This is a genomic window from Cellulomonas xiejunii (genome assembly GCF_024508315.1).
In the GTDB taxonomy this organism is placed as follows: Bacteria; Actinomycetota; Actinomycetes; order Actinomycetales; family Cellulomonadaceae; genus Cellulomonas; species Cellulomonas xiejunii.
This window is the reverse complement of sequence record NZ_CP101987.1, coordinates 141,610-155,596: the sequence shown is the minus strand read 5'-3', so window position 1 is coordinate 155,596 and position 13,987 is coordinate 141,610. Positions and strand designations below refer to the sequence as shown.

At 73.8% G+C, this 13,987-nt stretch carries 13 protein-coding genes; 4 read left to right on the top strand and 9 right to left on the bottom strand.

The genetic code is table 11. The features are described from left to right. Window positions 1-21: 21 nt before the first annotated feature. The 3 genes from NP048_RS00700 to NP048_RS00690 are packed head-to-tail and all read right to left on the bottom strand — an operon-like array spanning window position 22 to window position 2,449. The gene (locus tag NP048_RS00700; RefSeq protein WP_227577059.1) at window positions 22-702 is read right to left on the bottom strand and encodes an orotidine 5'-phosphate decarboxylase / HUMPS family protein; all 681 of its coding nucleotides are present in this window, start codon (window positions 700-702) and stop codon (window positions 22-24) included. Beyond that, on the bottom strand, window positions 702-1,706 hold the full coding sequence (locus NP048_RS00695; RefSeq protein WP_227577058.1) for a sugar kinase: 1,005 nt from the start codon (window positions 1,704-1,706) through the stop codon (window positions 702-704). The genes NP048_RS00700 and NP048_RS00695 overlap by 1 nt, the downstream gene beginning before the upstream one ends. Further along, complete coding sequence (locus NP048_RS00690) at window positions 1,703-2,449, bottom strand: fumarylacetoacetate hydrolase family protein (RefSeq protein WP_227577057.1); 747 nt, start codon at window positions 2,447-2,449, stop codon at window positions 1,703-1,705. The genes NP048_RS00695 and NP048_RS00690 overlap by 4 nt, the downstream gene beginning before the upstream one ends. A 50-nt stretch (window positions 2,450-2,499) precedes the next feature. Between NP048_RS00690 and NP048_RS00685 the strand changes: the two genes are divergently transcribed. Next, complete coding sequence (locus NP048_RS00685) at window positions 2,500-3,276, top strand: IclR family transcriptional regulator (RefSeq protein WP_227577056.1); 777 nt, start codon at window positions 2,500-2,502, stop codon at window positions 3,274-3,276. A gap of 14 nt (window positions 3,277-3,290) precedes the next feature. Here the strand turns inward: NP048_RS00685 and NP048_RS00680 are convergent, their stop codons facing one another. Both NP048_RS00680 and NP048_RS00675 read right to left on the bottom strand, forming a co-directional pair. After that, window positions 3,291-4,751: an MFS transporter gene (locus NP048_RS00680; protein ID WP_227577055.1), complete on the bottom strand. Its 1,461-nt coding sequence runs from the start codon at window positions 4,749-4,751 to the stop codon at window positions 3,291-3,293. A 197-nt stretch (window positions 4,752-4,948) separates the two neighbouring features. Continuing rightward, complete coding sequence (locus tag NP048_RS00675) at window positions 4,949-7,345, bottom strand: glycoside hydrolase family 31 protein (RefSeq protein ID WP_227577054.1); 2,397 nt, start codon at window positions 7,343-7,345, stop codon at window positions 4,949-4,951. A gap of 101 nt (window positions 7,346-7,446) precedes the next feature. On the opposite strand from NP048_RS00675, the gene NP048_RS00670 reads away from it, so the two are divergent. Continuing rightward, window positions 7,447-7,887, top strand: coding sequence for a nitroreductase family deazaflavin-dependent oxidoreductase (locus NP048_RS00670; RefSeq protein ID WP_227577053.1), 441 nt, complete (start codon window positions 7,447-7,449; stop codon window positions 7,885-7,887). Window positions 7,888-8,013: 126 nt separating this feature from the next. Here the strand turns inward: NP048_RS00670 and NP048_RS00665 are convergent, their stop codons facing one another. From NP048_RS00665 to NP048_RS00655, 3 genes are all read right to left on the bottom strand, one after another. Beyond that, entirely contained in the window at window positions 8,014-9,477 is a 1,464-nt protein-coding gene (locus NP048_RS00665; RefSeq protein WP_227577052.1) for an SPFH domain-containing protein, read from the bottom strand. Between the two features lie 68 nt (window positions 9,478-9,545). Then, window positions 9,546-10,013 carry an NfeD family protein gene (locus tag NP048_RS00660; RefSeq protein WP_227577051.1) on the bottom strand — a complete coding sequence of 156 codons (468 nt, stop codon included), beginning with the start codon at window positions 10,011-10,013 and terminating at the stop codon, window positions 9,546-9,548. A gap of 30 nt (window positions 10,014-10,043) precedes the next feature. Next, window positions 10,044-11,558: an amino acid permease gene (locus tag NP048_RS00655; RefSeq protein WP_227577050.1), complete on the bottom strand. Its 1,515-nt coding sequence runs from the start codon at window positions 11,556-11,558 to the stop codon at window positions 10,044-10,046. 146 nt (window positions 11,559-11,704) lie between these two features. Here NP048_RS00655 and NP048_RS00650 point away from each other — a divergent pair, with 146 nt between their 5' ends. Next, a complete protein-coding gene (locus tag NP048_RS00650; protein ID WP_227577049.1) occupies window positions 11,705-12,223 on the top strand; it encodes a hypothetical protein in 519 nt (172 codons plus the stop codon). 97 nt (window positions 12,224-12,320) lie between these two features. Continuing rightward, entirely contained in the window at window positions 12,321-13,070 is a 750-nt protein-coding gene (locus NP048_RS00645) for an HNH endonuclease family protein (RefSeq protein ID WP_227577048.1), read from the top strand. Between the two features lies 1 nt (window position 13,071). On the opposite strand, the gene NP048_RS00640 is transcribed toward NP048_RS00645, so the two are convergent. Beyond that, window positions 13,072-13,929 carry an IclR family transcriptional regulator gene (locus NP048_RS00640; protein WP_227577047.1) on the bottom strand — a complete coding sequence of 286 codons (858 nt, stop codon included), beginning with the start codon at window positions 13,927-13,929 and terminating at the stop codon, window positions 13,072-13,074. Window positions 13,930-13,987 lie beyond the last annotated feature (58 nt).

Below are 13,987 nucleotides of genomic sequence, written 5' to 3'. Positions count from 1 at the left end.
GCGAGGGCGGGTCGGGCGTCGTCACCCGACGGGCACACCCACGCGCGCCGTGTCGAGCGCGCGGACGACGGCCACGGGGTCGGCAGCGCCGGTGACGGCGGACCCGACGACGAGCCGCAGACCCGGCACGTCGCGCAGGGCGGGGACGTCGCCGACGCCCAGGCCGCCGGCGACCGCGAGCGCTCGGCCCGCCGCCCACGTGCCGAGCATGTCGAGCACGCTCGCCCCCGCGGCCTGGTCGTCCTTGCCGACGTGCGCGCCCAGGCGCACCGCCGGGTCGAGCCGCGCGGCGAGCGCGGCACGGCGGGCGTCCGACGTGAGCATGAGGTCGACGACGACCTCACCGCCGCGTGCGGCCGCGGTGCGCACGGCGGTGTCGAGGGTCGCGTCGGACGCCAGGCCCAGGACGGAGACGGACCGCGCACCGGCGTCGAGCGCGAGGCCGACCTCGGTTGCGGCGTCGTCGACGGTCTTGAGGTCGGCGTGCACCCACGTCCGCCCGGCACCTGCGCCTTCGTGCGGGCCGACGGACTCGCCGCCGACGTCCGCGACGGCGGCGACGACCGCTCGCACGGCTTCGACGCCGTACCGCTTGACGAGCGACGTGCCGACCTCGATGCCGTCGACCCACGGTGCGACGGCCGCGGCCAGCGCGACCGCCCGGTCGAGGGGGATCCGGTCGAGGGCCACCTGCAGCTGCATCACGTCGTCCGTCCGTCGGGAGCAGGCACCGCAGCGGCGGCCGCGGTGAGGAAGGTGTCGAGGGCCGCCCGGGTCGGCAGGCCCTCCTGGTCACCGCGCACCGTGGTCGCGAGCGCCCCGGTCGCGGCGGCGCGCAGCCCGAGCGCGTCGAGGTCGGGCACGTCGGCCGCGTCGCCGGTCCACGCGTCGAGCGCCGCGGAGACCAGGCCGGCGGCGAACCCGTCGCCGGCACCGACCGTGTCGAGGCAGTGCACGGGCAGCGGGCGGACCCGGGTGGTGCGGCCGTCAGCGGCGAACAGGTGCGCACCACGGGCGCCGTCCTTGACGACGACGAGCCGGGCGCCGCGCACGAGGTAGTACCGCGCGATGCCGGCGGGATCGTCCGCACCGGTGAGCAGACGCCCCTCGGACAGACCGGGCAGCACCCAGTCGGCGCGCTCGACGAGCCGGTTGACCTCCCGCATCATGACCTCGGTCGACGGCCACAGCGCCGGGCGCAGGTTCGGGTCGACGCTGATGCGCGCGCCGGCGCTGCGGGCGACGTCGATCGCGTGGTGCGCGAAGTCCCCGATCGAGCCGCCGAGCGCGAGCGGGATGCCCGTGGCGTGCAGGTGCCGGGCGCCGGACAGGAGCGCGTCGGTCGCCGGGGTGGCGGTCAGACGCGTGCCCGCGGAGTGCCGCCGGAAGTACTCGACCTGCGGGTCGCCGCCGTCGGCGCGCGACTTGAGCTGCAGGCCCGTGCGCTCCAGCGGGTCGGTCTGCACGCCGTCGGTGACGACGCCGTGAGCGGCCATCTGGGTGAGCGCGTGCCGGCCGACGGGGTCGTCACCGACGCGCCCCAGCCACGCGACGCGGTGCCCGAGCCGCGCGAGCCCGACGGCCACGTTGTACTCGGCGCCGGCGAGCGCACGCCGGAACACGGTGACGTCCGCGAGGTCGCCAGGCTCGTCGGCGACGAGCATGCCCATGACCTCACCGAAGGTCACGGCCTCGACGGCGCTCACCGGGCCACCGCCGGGACGCGCGCACGCACGGGGTTGACGAGCTCGCCCAGCCCGGCGACACGCACACGGGCGGTGTCGCCGTCGGCGAGGGGACGGCTGGGGCCGGGCGCTCCGAGCAGGACGACGTCGCCGACGTCCAGCGTGACGAACGACGTGAGCCACACCAGCACCTCGGTGGCCGTCCGCGCGAGGCCGTGGGTGCCGGCGGCGATGCCGTCGAGCGCGACGACGGCATCGTCCGGGTCGAAGGCGGGGTCCGTCTCGATCCACGGGCCGAGCGGCGTGAAGGTGTCGTACCCCTTGGCCCGGACCCACGAGTCGTCGTGGGCCTGCAGGTCGCGGGCCGTGACGTCGTCGGCGCACGTCCACCCGAGCACGGCGCCCCGGACGTCGTCGGGGCCTAGGTCGCGGCTGCGGCGGCCGACGACGAGCGCGATCTCCGCCTCGGCGTCGACGCGGCCGACGTCGGGGAGCTCGACGACGTCGCCGGGTCCGATGACGCTCGACGCGGGCTTGTAGAACGCGCCGGGCGGCAGCCGCCGGTCGCCCGGGCCGGTGTTGTGGGCCATGCCGACGACCGTGCGGGGCTGCACGGGTGCGTGCAGGCGGACGTCGGTCAGCGGGACGGCCGCGCCGGTGGGGGCGGGGTCGGTGAGGCCGGCGACGGGGACGACCCGCGCGCCGTCGAGCACGCCGTGCCGGACGCCCGCGGCGCGGGAGGTGGAGAACCGGACGAGCCTCATGCCGCCGCCCCCCGGGGTGCGCGCTTCCACGATGCGGATAGCCTTTCCAGATGGAGGTCACGACGAGGTCCGAGCCGCCGCGCGACATGGTCGGCAAGGCGCTGCACCTGCTGACGGTGCTCGGCGAGCACTCCGACGGCGCGCCGCTGTCGCAGCTCGCGCGGCAGACCGGCTACCCCCTGTCGACCACGCACCGCCTGCTGGCGTCGCTCGCCCGCGACGGCTTCGTCGAGGCCGACGAGGAGTCGCGCCGCTACCGCCTGGGGCTGCGCGTCTACCAGCTCGGCGCCCGGGTGTCGGCGGCGCACGGCTTCGGCGGCGTCGCGCTGCCCGTCCTGGAGAAGCTGTCCGAGGTGACCACCGAGGCGAGCCTGCTGTCCGTGCGCGACGGGCAGCACCAGCTGTACGTCCACCACGTCGAGGCCCGCCACCAGATCGGCGTCAAGGGCGAGGCCGGCAGCCTCGGCCCGCTGCACTGCACGGGCATCGGCAAGGTGCTCGTCGCGTTCGCCGACCCGCGCACCCGTGACGAGCTCGTCGCGGGCCTGCCGCTCGACCGCTACACCGAGCGCACCATCACCGACCGCGACCAGTTCGCCGCCGAGATCGCCCGTGTGCGCACCAAGGGCTTCGCCATCGCCGACCAGGAGCACGAGGAGGGCATCCGAGCGATCGCCGTGCCCGTGATCGGCTCCGACGGCCACGTGCTCGCCGGCGTCGCCATCGCGTGCCCCGCCTACCGCGTGGGTGCCAAGGCCCTCGGCGAGTTCCTGCGCCCGCTGTCCGCGGCCGCCGAGCGTCTCGCCGTCCTGCTGCCCCAGCGCTGAGACCCGCACCGCCGTCACGGCTGCGCCGCGAGCGGCTGCTCGGTGCCCGGACGGGTGGCCGCCCGGGGGTGCAGGTTGTGGTCCGACGACGGCAGCGCGGTGCTGCGGCCGGCGCGGACCTCGTCGAGCGCGTCCTCCTCGGCGTCCAGGTCGCGGCCACGGGTCTCGGGCGTGACGAACGTCGTGGCGATGGTGACGACCGTGAGGACCGCGAGGTAGATCGCGATCGGCACCCAGCTGTTCGCGAACCACGACAGCAGCAGCGAGCCGACGAGCGGTGCGATGCCGCCGGCGATCACCGCGGACGTCTCGCGTGCCACGGACACGCCGGTGTAGCGGTGCGAGGCGCCGAACAGCTCGGGCATGAGCGCGCCCTGTGCACCGAACATGCCCCAGGCGCCGATGCCGAGGGCCACCGAGATGGCCGCGATGGTGGCGGGCACGTTGCCGGTCGACATGACCCACCACGTCGGGAAGACGAGCACGAGCTGGAGGACCGCGAAGCCGCGGTACACCGGGATGCGGCCGTACCGGTCGGTCAGCCGGCCGGCGACGGGCACGGTGACGGCGCCGACGATCGCGGCGCACACCAGCGACAGCGCCCCGACCGGGCCGGGGTTCTCGACGTTCGCCAGCGCGACGGTCACGACGTACGACACGGCCAGCGCCTGGTAGATCGACGACCCGCCGTTCTCGGCCATGCGCAGGCCGATGCCGCGCAGCACCGAGGGACGCGACGTGCGCAGCAGGGCGCGCAGCGGCTGCTCCTCGATCTGCTCGCGCGCCTCAAGCTTGGCGAACGACGGCGACTCCTTCAGGGTCGACCGGATCCACACGGCCACCGCGATGAGCACCGCGGAGGCGAGGAACGGCACGCGCCACAGCCAGCCGTGCAGGACGGTCTCGTCCGGGATCAGCAGGCCGAAGAAGACCAGCGCGGCGATGACCGTGCCGATCTGGATGCCCATGAACGGCAGCGACGCGAAGAACCCGCGACGACGGCGGGGTGCGTACTCGGTCATGAGCGTGGCCGCGCCGGCCTGCTCCGCACCGGCACCGAAGCCCTGCGCGATCCGCAGGAGGATGAGCAGCGCGGGCGCCCAGAGGCCGACCTGCTGGTAGGTGGGCAGCAGGCCGATGAGGGTGCTCGCGCCCCCCATGAGCAGGACGGTGAGGAGCAGCACCTGCTTGCGGCCGATGCGGTCCCCGAGCGACCCGAAGAACAGGCCGCCGATCGGCCGCACCGCGAACCCGATGAAGTACGTCGCGAACGCGAGGATGCGGCCCGTCGCCGGGTCGGCGTCCGTGAAGAACAGCTGGCTGAAGATCAGCGCGGACGCGAGCGAGTAGAGCGCGAAGTCGTAGTACTCGAGCGCCGATCCCAACGTGCTGGCGAGCGCGGCGCGGCGCAGGTCCTTCTCGGTGATGTCCGGGTGGGCGGTGGGCCCGTGGTGCTCCGGGGTGGTGGGGGTCATCGTCGTCCGCCTTCGTCGTCGAAGCGTTGCTGCCATGGTCACGCCGCGAGCCGCGGGGTGCGCGATGGCCGGTACGACGACGATGCGACACAGTTCCGGCTTATGGAAGCTTCTTCCGTATGTCGGAAACATGGTCAGGCGTCCGGTTCCCTCCGCGGGACGAGGACAGGCACGATCGCGGCGGGCGGCGCCCCAGGTCAGGCGGTGACGCGTGCCAGCACGACCTCCTCCACGGCGGCCCGCAGGGCCTGCGGCACGTCGAGGGCCGCGAGGTGCGAGAGCCGCACGTGCAGCGGACGCCCCGACGTGAGCACGTCGAGCACGCGGCTCTTGAGCTCGTACCCGACCTGTGCGGCGTCCAGGACCCGGTGCACGCGCCCCGCTACGTCGTTGGGCCGCAGCGCTGGTGCCTCCCCCAGACCGACGCGCAGCGTGGCGTCGACGGGCACGTCGCCCACGGTCACACGCATGCGGCCGTCGGCGGTGCGCGCGACGACGGGCTCGACCGTCCCGCCCTCGACGGTCGCCACGGGCCGGACGCCGTCGGCCACCGACAGGAACGTCGCGGTCCACGTGCGCGTCGCCGGGAGGAAGCCGTGCGCACCGGCGACCGGCCCGACCGTCAGGACCCCCGCCGCCTGGTCCCAGGCGAGCGGTGTGCGCGCGACGCGCGACTCGTCGAGGCCGTCGCCGGTGCCGTCGTCCTCCACGAGCGTGAACGCCCCGTCGGCGCCCACCACGACGAGCACCTCGAGCGCGGCCGGCTCGACCGGGTCGTCGCCGGGCACGTCGGCCGCGTCGAGCGGCACGAGCGCCCCCGCCGGGGCCAGGACGGGGACGGACGTCAGGTCGCGGTGCAGGACGAGCTCGCGGCCGCCGTCGTAGACCAGCCCGGTGAGCACGTCGACCCACGTCCCGTCCGGCAGCCACGCGCGCACGGCCGCGGTCACCGACGCGGGGTCGCGCGGTGCCGTCACCGGCGCGACCAGCAGCTGCGACCCGAACGCGACCTGCCCGGGCACGCGGTACGCCTCGGCGTGCCGTGACCAGCGGTGGTACATCGGCGTGACGAGCGGCACGCCCTCGCGCGCAGCGCGGTGGTTCATGGTGTGCAGGTACGGCACGAGCCGGTGCCGCAGCCGCAGGAAGTCCGTCTGCACGGCCGCGTGCTCCGGTGCGAACGACCACGGCTCCTTCGTCAGGAACGGGTTGTTCGACGAGTGCAGCCGCAGCACGGGCGAGAACGTGCCGAGCTGCACCCACCGGGTCGCGAGCTCGTCGTCCTTGGCGCCGAACATGTGCCCGCCGACGTCGTGGCTCCACCAGCCGTAGCCGATGTTGGCAGCGGTGGCCGTGAAGTACGGCTGGAACGCCAGCGACGCCCACGAGATGACCGCGTCGCCCGAGAACCCCACCGGGTAGCGGTGGGACCCCGGCCCGGCGTACCGCGAGAACGTCAGCGAGCGCCGCCCGTCGCGGGCGCTGTCGAGGAAGTGGAAGTGGTTGAGCATCCACAGCGGGTCGATGCCCGCGACGCGCGAGTGCGCGCCCTGCTGCCAGTCGATCCACCAGAAGTCGACGCCGTCGGCCTCCAGGCCGCGGTGGAGCACGTCGAGGTACGCGGTGAGGAAGGCCTCGTCGGTGACGTCGAACGCGATGGGGTCGCGCGTCGAGGGGTCCAGGCCGAGGGCCGCGCACATCGACGCGTACGCCTCCTCGTGGGGGCCGACGCCGTCCGCGGGGTGCACGTTGAGCGTCACGCGCAGCCCGCGCGCGTGCAGGTCGGCGAGGAACGCGGCCGGGTCGGGGAACAGCTCGCGGTCCCACGTGTAGCCGGTCCACCCGCTGCCGATCGCCGGGTCCACGTCCGTGACGTGCCAGTCCATGTCGAGCACGGCGACCGAGAAGGGCACGCCCGCGGCGCGGAAGCGGGTCAGCAGCGCGCGGTACTCGTCGGCCGTGTAACGGTGGTAGCGGCTCCACCAGTTGCCCAGCGCCCAGCGCGGCACCACCGGCTGCGCACCCGACACCGCGTACAGCGCGCGGACGGCCTCGGCATGGTCGTGGCCGTAGGCGAAGACGTACAGGTCCGTCCGGGCGTCGTCGCGCGGGGCGACCCAGCCGTCGTCCGTGAGCAGCAGGGACGTCGAGTCGTCGATCACCGCGTAGCCGTTGAGCCCGGCGACGCCCGGCTCGAGCGGCACCGCGCCGTCCGCCTCGTCGAGCGTGCGCGCCGTGCCGCCGAGGTTGCGCCCGTCCTCGTCCTGCCCGTAACGCCACACCGAGTGCCAGCTGGTGACCGCGCCCAGCACCGCGACGGACAGGCCGCTGGTGGTGAACGGGCCCCTGTCGTACGTCAGCCGCAGCCGGCGCGTGACGACCTCGAGGTGCGTGCCGCGGTCGACGACCCGGAACTCGGGGACCGGCTGGCGGCGGTGCAGCGCGAACGTCGACGGGCGGTCCTCGAACACGCCGTCGGGTGAGTGCTCCAGGCGCAGCAGGCCGTCGGTGAGGACGGTGATCCGGTAGTGCTCGCCCTGCACGACGGCGGCGGGGTCGGCTACCGGGCTGGTGGGCAGTGTGGGAAGTGCCATGCGCTCCATCCTTGGCGGACGCGCGGCGGATCGCACACGGGATCGCAGGCCGGCCGTGCCCGCGCCGGAATGTCGGGGCCGCGGGCCGGGTTGTGCGGTACATGCCTCTCACCGGTGAGTACGCCCCGAGCCCCAGCGACTGGGCCCGTCAGCAGGCCGAGCTCTACGAGTCCTCCGGCGGGACGCAGGGCACGACGCTCGGCGGCCGTCCCGTCATCGTCCTGACCACGCTCGGGGCGAAGAGCGGCAAGCTGCGCAAGACGCCGCTCATGCGCGTCGAGCACGACGGCCAGTACGCGGTCGTCGCGTCCAAGGGCGGCGCCCCCGAGCACCCCACGTGGTTCCACAACCTCGTGGCGAACCCGCGCGTCGAGCTGCAGGACGGTCCCGTGAAGAAGGACTACGACGCGCACCTCGCCACGGGCGACGAGCGCGCCACCTGGTGGCAGCGGGCCGTCGCGACGTGGCCCGCGTACGACGAGTACCAGACGAAGACGGACCGCGAGATCCCCGTCTTCGTGCTCACGCCCGTCGAGGGCTGAGCCCGCCTGCCGCGGGACCCTCCTCCGGGACCGCCCGCGCGCGAAGCAGACGCACGACGTGCCCGGTCCCTGGTGGGGCCGGGCACGTCGTCGTGCGGGCGCGCCTCGCGGGCGGCCGTCGCCGCGTCAGCCGCGGTGGTTCGACACCGCGCTGCCGTCGACCGTCCTGCCGATGCTCGTGACGAGGTCGTTGAGGTCGAGGCCGGTGAGCGACTTGATGACCTCCTTGCCCTCCCCGAGCACCTGGCCGACGGTCTTCGTGATCGCCGACGCCCCGTCGGTCGACACGACCGTGAGCTGGTCGATGCTGCCGATCGGCTCGGCCGCGGCACGGACGATCTCCGGCAGCAGCGCGATGACCTGCTGTGCGAGGACCGCCTCGCCCTGCTCGCGCAGCGCCTCCGCCTGCGCGCGCGTCGCCTCGGCGGCCGCCAGACCCTCGGCCTTCGCCGCGGCGGCACGCGCCAGACCCAGCGCCTCGATCGCCTTCGCCTCGGCGAGCTGACGGTCGCGCTCGGCGTTGCCCGCACGGATCGTCGCCTCGGCTGCCGCCTCGGCGTCCTGGACCGTGGCGATCTTGTTGGCCTCGGCGACCTTCATGCGGCGGTACGCGTCGGCCTCGGCGGCCGCGTTGGCGGCGTCACGCTCGGCGTTGGCCTGCTGGACCGCCGCGTACGCGGACGCCTCGGCCGGCTTGCGGATGTCGATGTCGAGCTGCTCCTCGGTGACCTTGGCCTTCTCGGCCAGTGCGTCACGCTCCTGCAGGGCGACCAGCTTGTCCTGCTCCGCACGCGCCAGCTGACCGGCGGCGTTGGCCTCGGCGTTGGCACGGTCCGTCTCGGCCTTGATGGTCGCCTGCTTCAGCGCGAGGTCACGCTGCCGCTCGGCGATGGCCTCCATCGCCACGATCTTGGCGAACTCCGAGACCTGCTGCGCCTCGGCCTCCTTGACCTCGGCGACCTGACGGGCGCGGGCGGCCTCGGCACGGCCCAGGTTGGACAGGTAGTCCGAGCCCGGCGTCGAGATGTCGGAGATGTTGAGCAGGTCGACCTGCAGACCCTGCTCGGCGAGGTCCGACTTGGTGGAGCTGACGACCGCGTCCTGCAGCGACTTGCGGTCGCTGATGATCTGCTCGATCGTCATGTCGCCGATGATGGCGCGCAGCGAGCCCTCGAGGGACTCCTTGATGACGTCGTTCAGCGTCGCCTGCTGCGAGAGGAAGCGCTGGGCGGCACGCCGCACACCCTCCTCGTCGCCGCGGACCTTGAAGTTGATGGACGCCTTGATGGCGAGCTTGATGCGGTTCTTGTCGACACCCTCGACCGTGATGCCGATCTGCCGCTGCTCGAGCGAGATCGGGAAGCCCTGCTGCAGCACCGGCCAGACGAACACCCGCCCGCCGACGACGACGCGCTGACCGGTGTCGGCGGCCGCGCCACGGCCTGCGCCACGCCCCACGATGACCAGGGCCTCGTTGGGGGGCACCCGCCGGATGCGCTTGGTGATCAGCGCGATGACGGCGACGAACGCGATGATGAGCGCGCCGACGGCCAGGATCATGGCACCGTCCTGCAAGATGGAGTCGAACATGGTGTCCCGGCTGAGCCGGGCCCCTTCCTCTCGGTCGTGCGTGGGTGGTGCCCGTCCGCGGGTGCGGATCAGACGGGACGGACCTGCACGCGGGAACCGGAGACGGCGACGACGACCACGCGCGTGCCCGCGGCGATCTCCTCCTCGGCCCAACAGAGCCGTGCCTCGAGGTCGCGAACGCCCTCCAGGCGGACCTCCCCGCCGGACGGGCCGGTGGTCGCGGTCGTCATGCCGAACGCGCCGTCGAGCGGTGGCGGCGGCGCGTCCTCGGTCTCCGAGAGCCGCTTGACGACGGCCTGCGAGACGAGGAACGCGACGACCGCGAAGCCGACACCGATGGCGTACGCCCACACCACGGGCAGACCCGAGGACTGCGCGATGACCCCGCTCGCCCCGAACACGACGGCCCCCACGCCGGCGGCGATGCCGGAGAACCCGCCCTCACCGACGTCGAACGCCTCGAAGATGTCGCCGAAGACGAGCGACGCGAGGAGCAGGACGAGGCCGATGCCCCCGATGACGAGGAAGACGGTCACGGACGTGGGTCCCTTCGGTGGGTGTGCGCGTCAGTATGCCGCAGGCCCACCACGCGCCAGCAGCGAGTGCCGGTAGGAGTACCCGAAGTAGACGACCGTGCCGACGGCCAGCCACACGAGGAACCGCACCCACGTCAGCGTCGTCAGGTTGAGCATCAGCCAGATGCACGCCAGGCCGGAGATGATCGGCAGCACGGGCGAGAACGGCACCCGGAAGCCGCGGGGCAGGTCGGGGCGCGAGCGGCGCAGCAGCGGGATACCGAAGCTGACCAGCACGAACGCCGACAGCGTGCCGATGTTGATCATCTCCTCGAGCAGCTCGACCTCCGAGAGCCCGGCGATGAGCGCGACGACCACGCCCGCTCCGATCTGCAGCCACAGCGGCGTCCCGAAGCGCGGGGACGTGCGGGACATCCCCCGCGGCAGGAGCCCGTCGCGGCTCATCGCGAAGATCACGCGCGTCAGGCCGAGCAGCAGCACCATGAGCACGCTCGTCAGACCCACCAGGATGCCCACGGAGATCACCCGACCGGCCCAGTCGGCGCCCACCAGGACGAACGCCGTGGTCAGGGACGGCGCGTCGGTCGCCGCGAGCTCGGTGTAGCTGACCATGCCGGTGACGACGACCGTCACCAGGATGTACAGCACGGTCACCAGCGCGAGCCCGCCGAGGATGCCGCGCGGCACCGCGCGCTGGGGGTCCTTGGTCTCCTCGGCGGTCGTCGCGACGACGTCGAAGCCGATGAACGCGAAGAACACGAGCGCCGCACCGGACAGGATCCCCATGACGCCGTACATGCTGGGGTCCATCCCGAGCAGGAAGCCGGTGAGCGGCTGCTCCAGGGAGGACGTGCCCGCCTCCGCGGGCTGCGACGGCGGCACGAAGGGCGTCCAGTTCTCGGCCTTGACGTAGAAGAACCCGGCGACGATGACGAACAGCGTGATGCCGACCTTGAGGATCGTGAACACGCTGTTGACGCGCGAGCTCAGCCGCGTGCCGATCGAGAGCAGGACGGTGAAGAGCGCGACGATGAGGACGGGGCCCCACGCGACGTCGAACCCGGCGACCGTGACGACGGACGGCACGTCGATGCCGAACAGCATGAACGCGTCCGACAGGTACACGCCCCAGAACTTCGCGATGACCGCGCTGGCCAGCAGCATCTCGAGGATGAGGTCCCAGCCGATGATCCAGGCGACGAACTCGCCCATCGTCGTGTAGGAGTACGTGTACGCCGAGCCCGCCACGGGCATCGTCGACGCGAACTCGGCGTAGCACATGATCGCCAGCGCGCACACGATCGAGGCGATGACGAACGAGACGATGACCGCCGGGCCCGCGTAGCTCGCGGCGGCCGTGGCGCCGACGGAGAAGATGCCCGCACCGACCGCGACGGCGACGCCCATGACCGCGAGGTCCCACGCACCGAGCGTGCGCCGCAGCTGGCGGTCCGGGTCGTCGAGGACGGCCATCGAGGCCTCGACGGACCTGCGTCGCAGGATGCCCCGTGGTGCGTCCCCGCGCCGTGCGTCTGTTGCCGTCATGGTTCCCCCTCTCGCGTCTGCGATCGACCTCCGTGAGTGTGACGCCCGCCGGGGCCCCGGTCCACCGGACGTTCGTCCCGGTCCGCGGCTGCCGCGGTGGCGGGGTCCGACGTGCGGGACGCCCGCCTGCTCGGCATCGTGGGCGCATGGACGAAGCGAACGAGCGGTCCGCCGCCGACGGCCCCGACGACCGCCACAGAGCGCCCGAGGGCGTCGACGACGCGACGGTCACCGCGGTGGGCGGGGTGACCGCAGCGTTCGAGGTGGTCGAGCACGCCCGCGGCATGCTCTACGCGTTCCACCGGCTGATCGGCCGTGCCGACCTCGAGCTGCAGGAGGCGCTCGACGACCTCGAGGCCGCCGGGCACGGGGAGCTGGCCGACCGGGTGCGCGCCGACGTCGTCGGGCGCAACGTGCTGGCGGGCCGGTGGTCGTTCCAGGTCGTCGAGGACTTCGACGACGGGTACCACCGCGCGTTCGCCGACGCGGAACGCCGGGTGCGCGACGAGCTGACCGCCGGACGACGGCACGTGTACGAGGCGCGGCTCAAGGAGCGGGAGCGCACGCACGGCCGACCGGGGCACGAGGCGCTGCCCGCCGACGTCCCGGCACGGGCCGCGACGCGCCCTGCGGTTACCTCGCCGGCCGTCCCGCCTGCGGTCTGACCGCGACCTGACCACAGCCCCCGCGGGCGGCGCACCATGCACGCCCACCGGCGAGGCGTCCCCGCCACGGCGGGACGAATAGGGCACGCTGCCCCCCGTGACCGGCCTCCTGACTCCCGCACGCTCGGTCGGCGCACGTCGGCGTAGCCCGCGACCGCACCGCCGGACGCGCGCACGCTGGCACTGGGTCCTCCTGGTCGTGGTGGGACTGGCCGCCGGGCTCGGCGGGCCGGTGGTGCTCGACGCCCGCGCCGCCGCCCAGTACCCCGTCACCGCGTCCGACCTCGCGGCCGGACGCGCCGCGCTCGACACGCTCGCGATCAAGGGGCGCGCACCACGCACGGGCTACGAGCGGGACGAGTTCGGGCAGCCGTGGGCCGACGTCGACCGCAACGGCTGCGACACCCGCAACGACATCCTGCGGCGCGACCTCGTCGACCCGGTGGCCAAGCCGGCCACGCGCGAGTGCGTGGTGCTGCGCGGCACGCTCGCCGACCCGTACACCGGCGAGAGCATCGCGTTCGAGCGCGGTGAACGCTCCTCGGAGGTCCAGATCGACCACGTCGTCGCCCTCGCGGACGCGTGGCAGAAGGGCGCGCAGCGCTGGACGGACGAGAAGCGCCGGCTGTTCGCCAACGACCCGGCGAACCTCCTGGCCGTCGACGGCAGCGCCAACCAGAGCAAGGGCGCGGGCGACGCCGCGACCTGGCTCCCGCCCAACACCGGGTACCGGTGCGCGTACGCGCTACGGCAGACGGCCGTGAAGGCGGCCTACGGCCTGTGGGCCACCCAGGCGGAGCACGACGCGCTCACGCGCGCGATCGACAGGTGCGTCGTCGCGGGCTGAGTCACGCGCCCTTGCGGGCCTGCAGGTCCTCACCGGGTCCGGCCACGACGCCGCGGGGACCCCCCGCACCCCCGAGCCGACGGGTGACGGCACGGGCCGCGAGGACGACGGAGCGCGCGTGCTCCTGCACGGCGGCGGCGGGCATCCGCGCAGCCGGCGCGACCAGCGCCAGCGCGCCGACGACGTCGCCGGTGTGGTCGAGCACGGCGGCGGCGACGGCCCGGGTGTCGGGGTCGTACTCACGGTCCTCGACCGCGAAGCCGCGGCGGCGCGTGCGCAGCAGCTCGGCCCGCAGCTCCCCGGGGTCCGTGATCGAGCGCGGGGTCGCGGGCCGCAGCCCACCGGCGACGGCGCGCTCGAGCAGCGCGGCACCCGCGACCGACAGGATCGCCTTGCCGCTCGCGGAGCAGTGCAGCGGCACGCTCTCCGGCACCCGCGACACGACTCGCCCGCCGCCGCCGGGTGCGGCGCGGTGGCCCGCGAGGCGGACCTGCAGGCCGTCGGGCACGGCGAGGACCGAGGTGCAGCCGCTCATGCGCGCGAGGTCGTCGAGCGCGCTCGCCGCGACGGCCTCGACCTCGAGGGTGGACAGGTAGGCGTGCCCCAGCCGCAGAGCACCGGGCCCGAGGCGGAAGCGACCGCTCGTCGGGTCGCGGCGCAGCAGCTCGGTCTCGAGCAGCGGGGCGGCGAGGCGCAGGACGGTGGACTTGTGGACGCCGAGCCGACGGCCGATCTCCGCGGCTGTCAGACCGGCGGGGTCGGTCTCCAGCGCGCACACGTCGAGCAGGGCGAGTGCCCGGCGCAGGGAAAGCGATTCGTTGCGGCCCGGTCGTGGTTCGACATCGGGTGTTGTGCTCACCGCTTCACTATCGCAGATCCTGGACGTCCGTCCGGAAGCGGTGGTCCCAGTCCCGAGG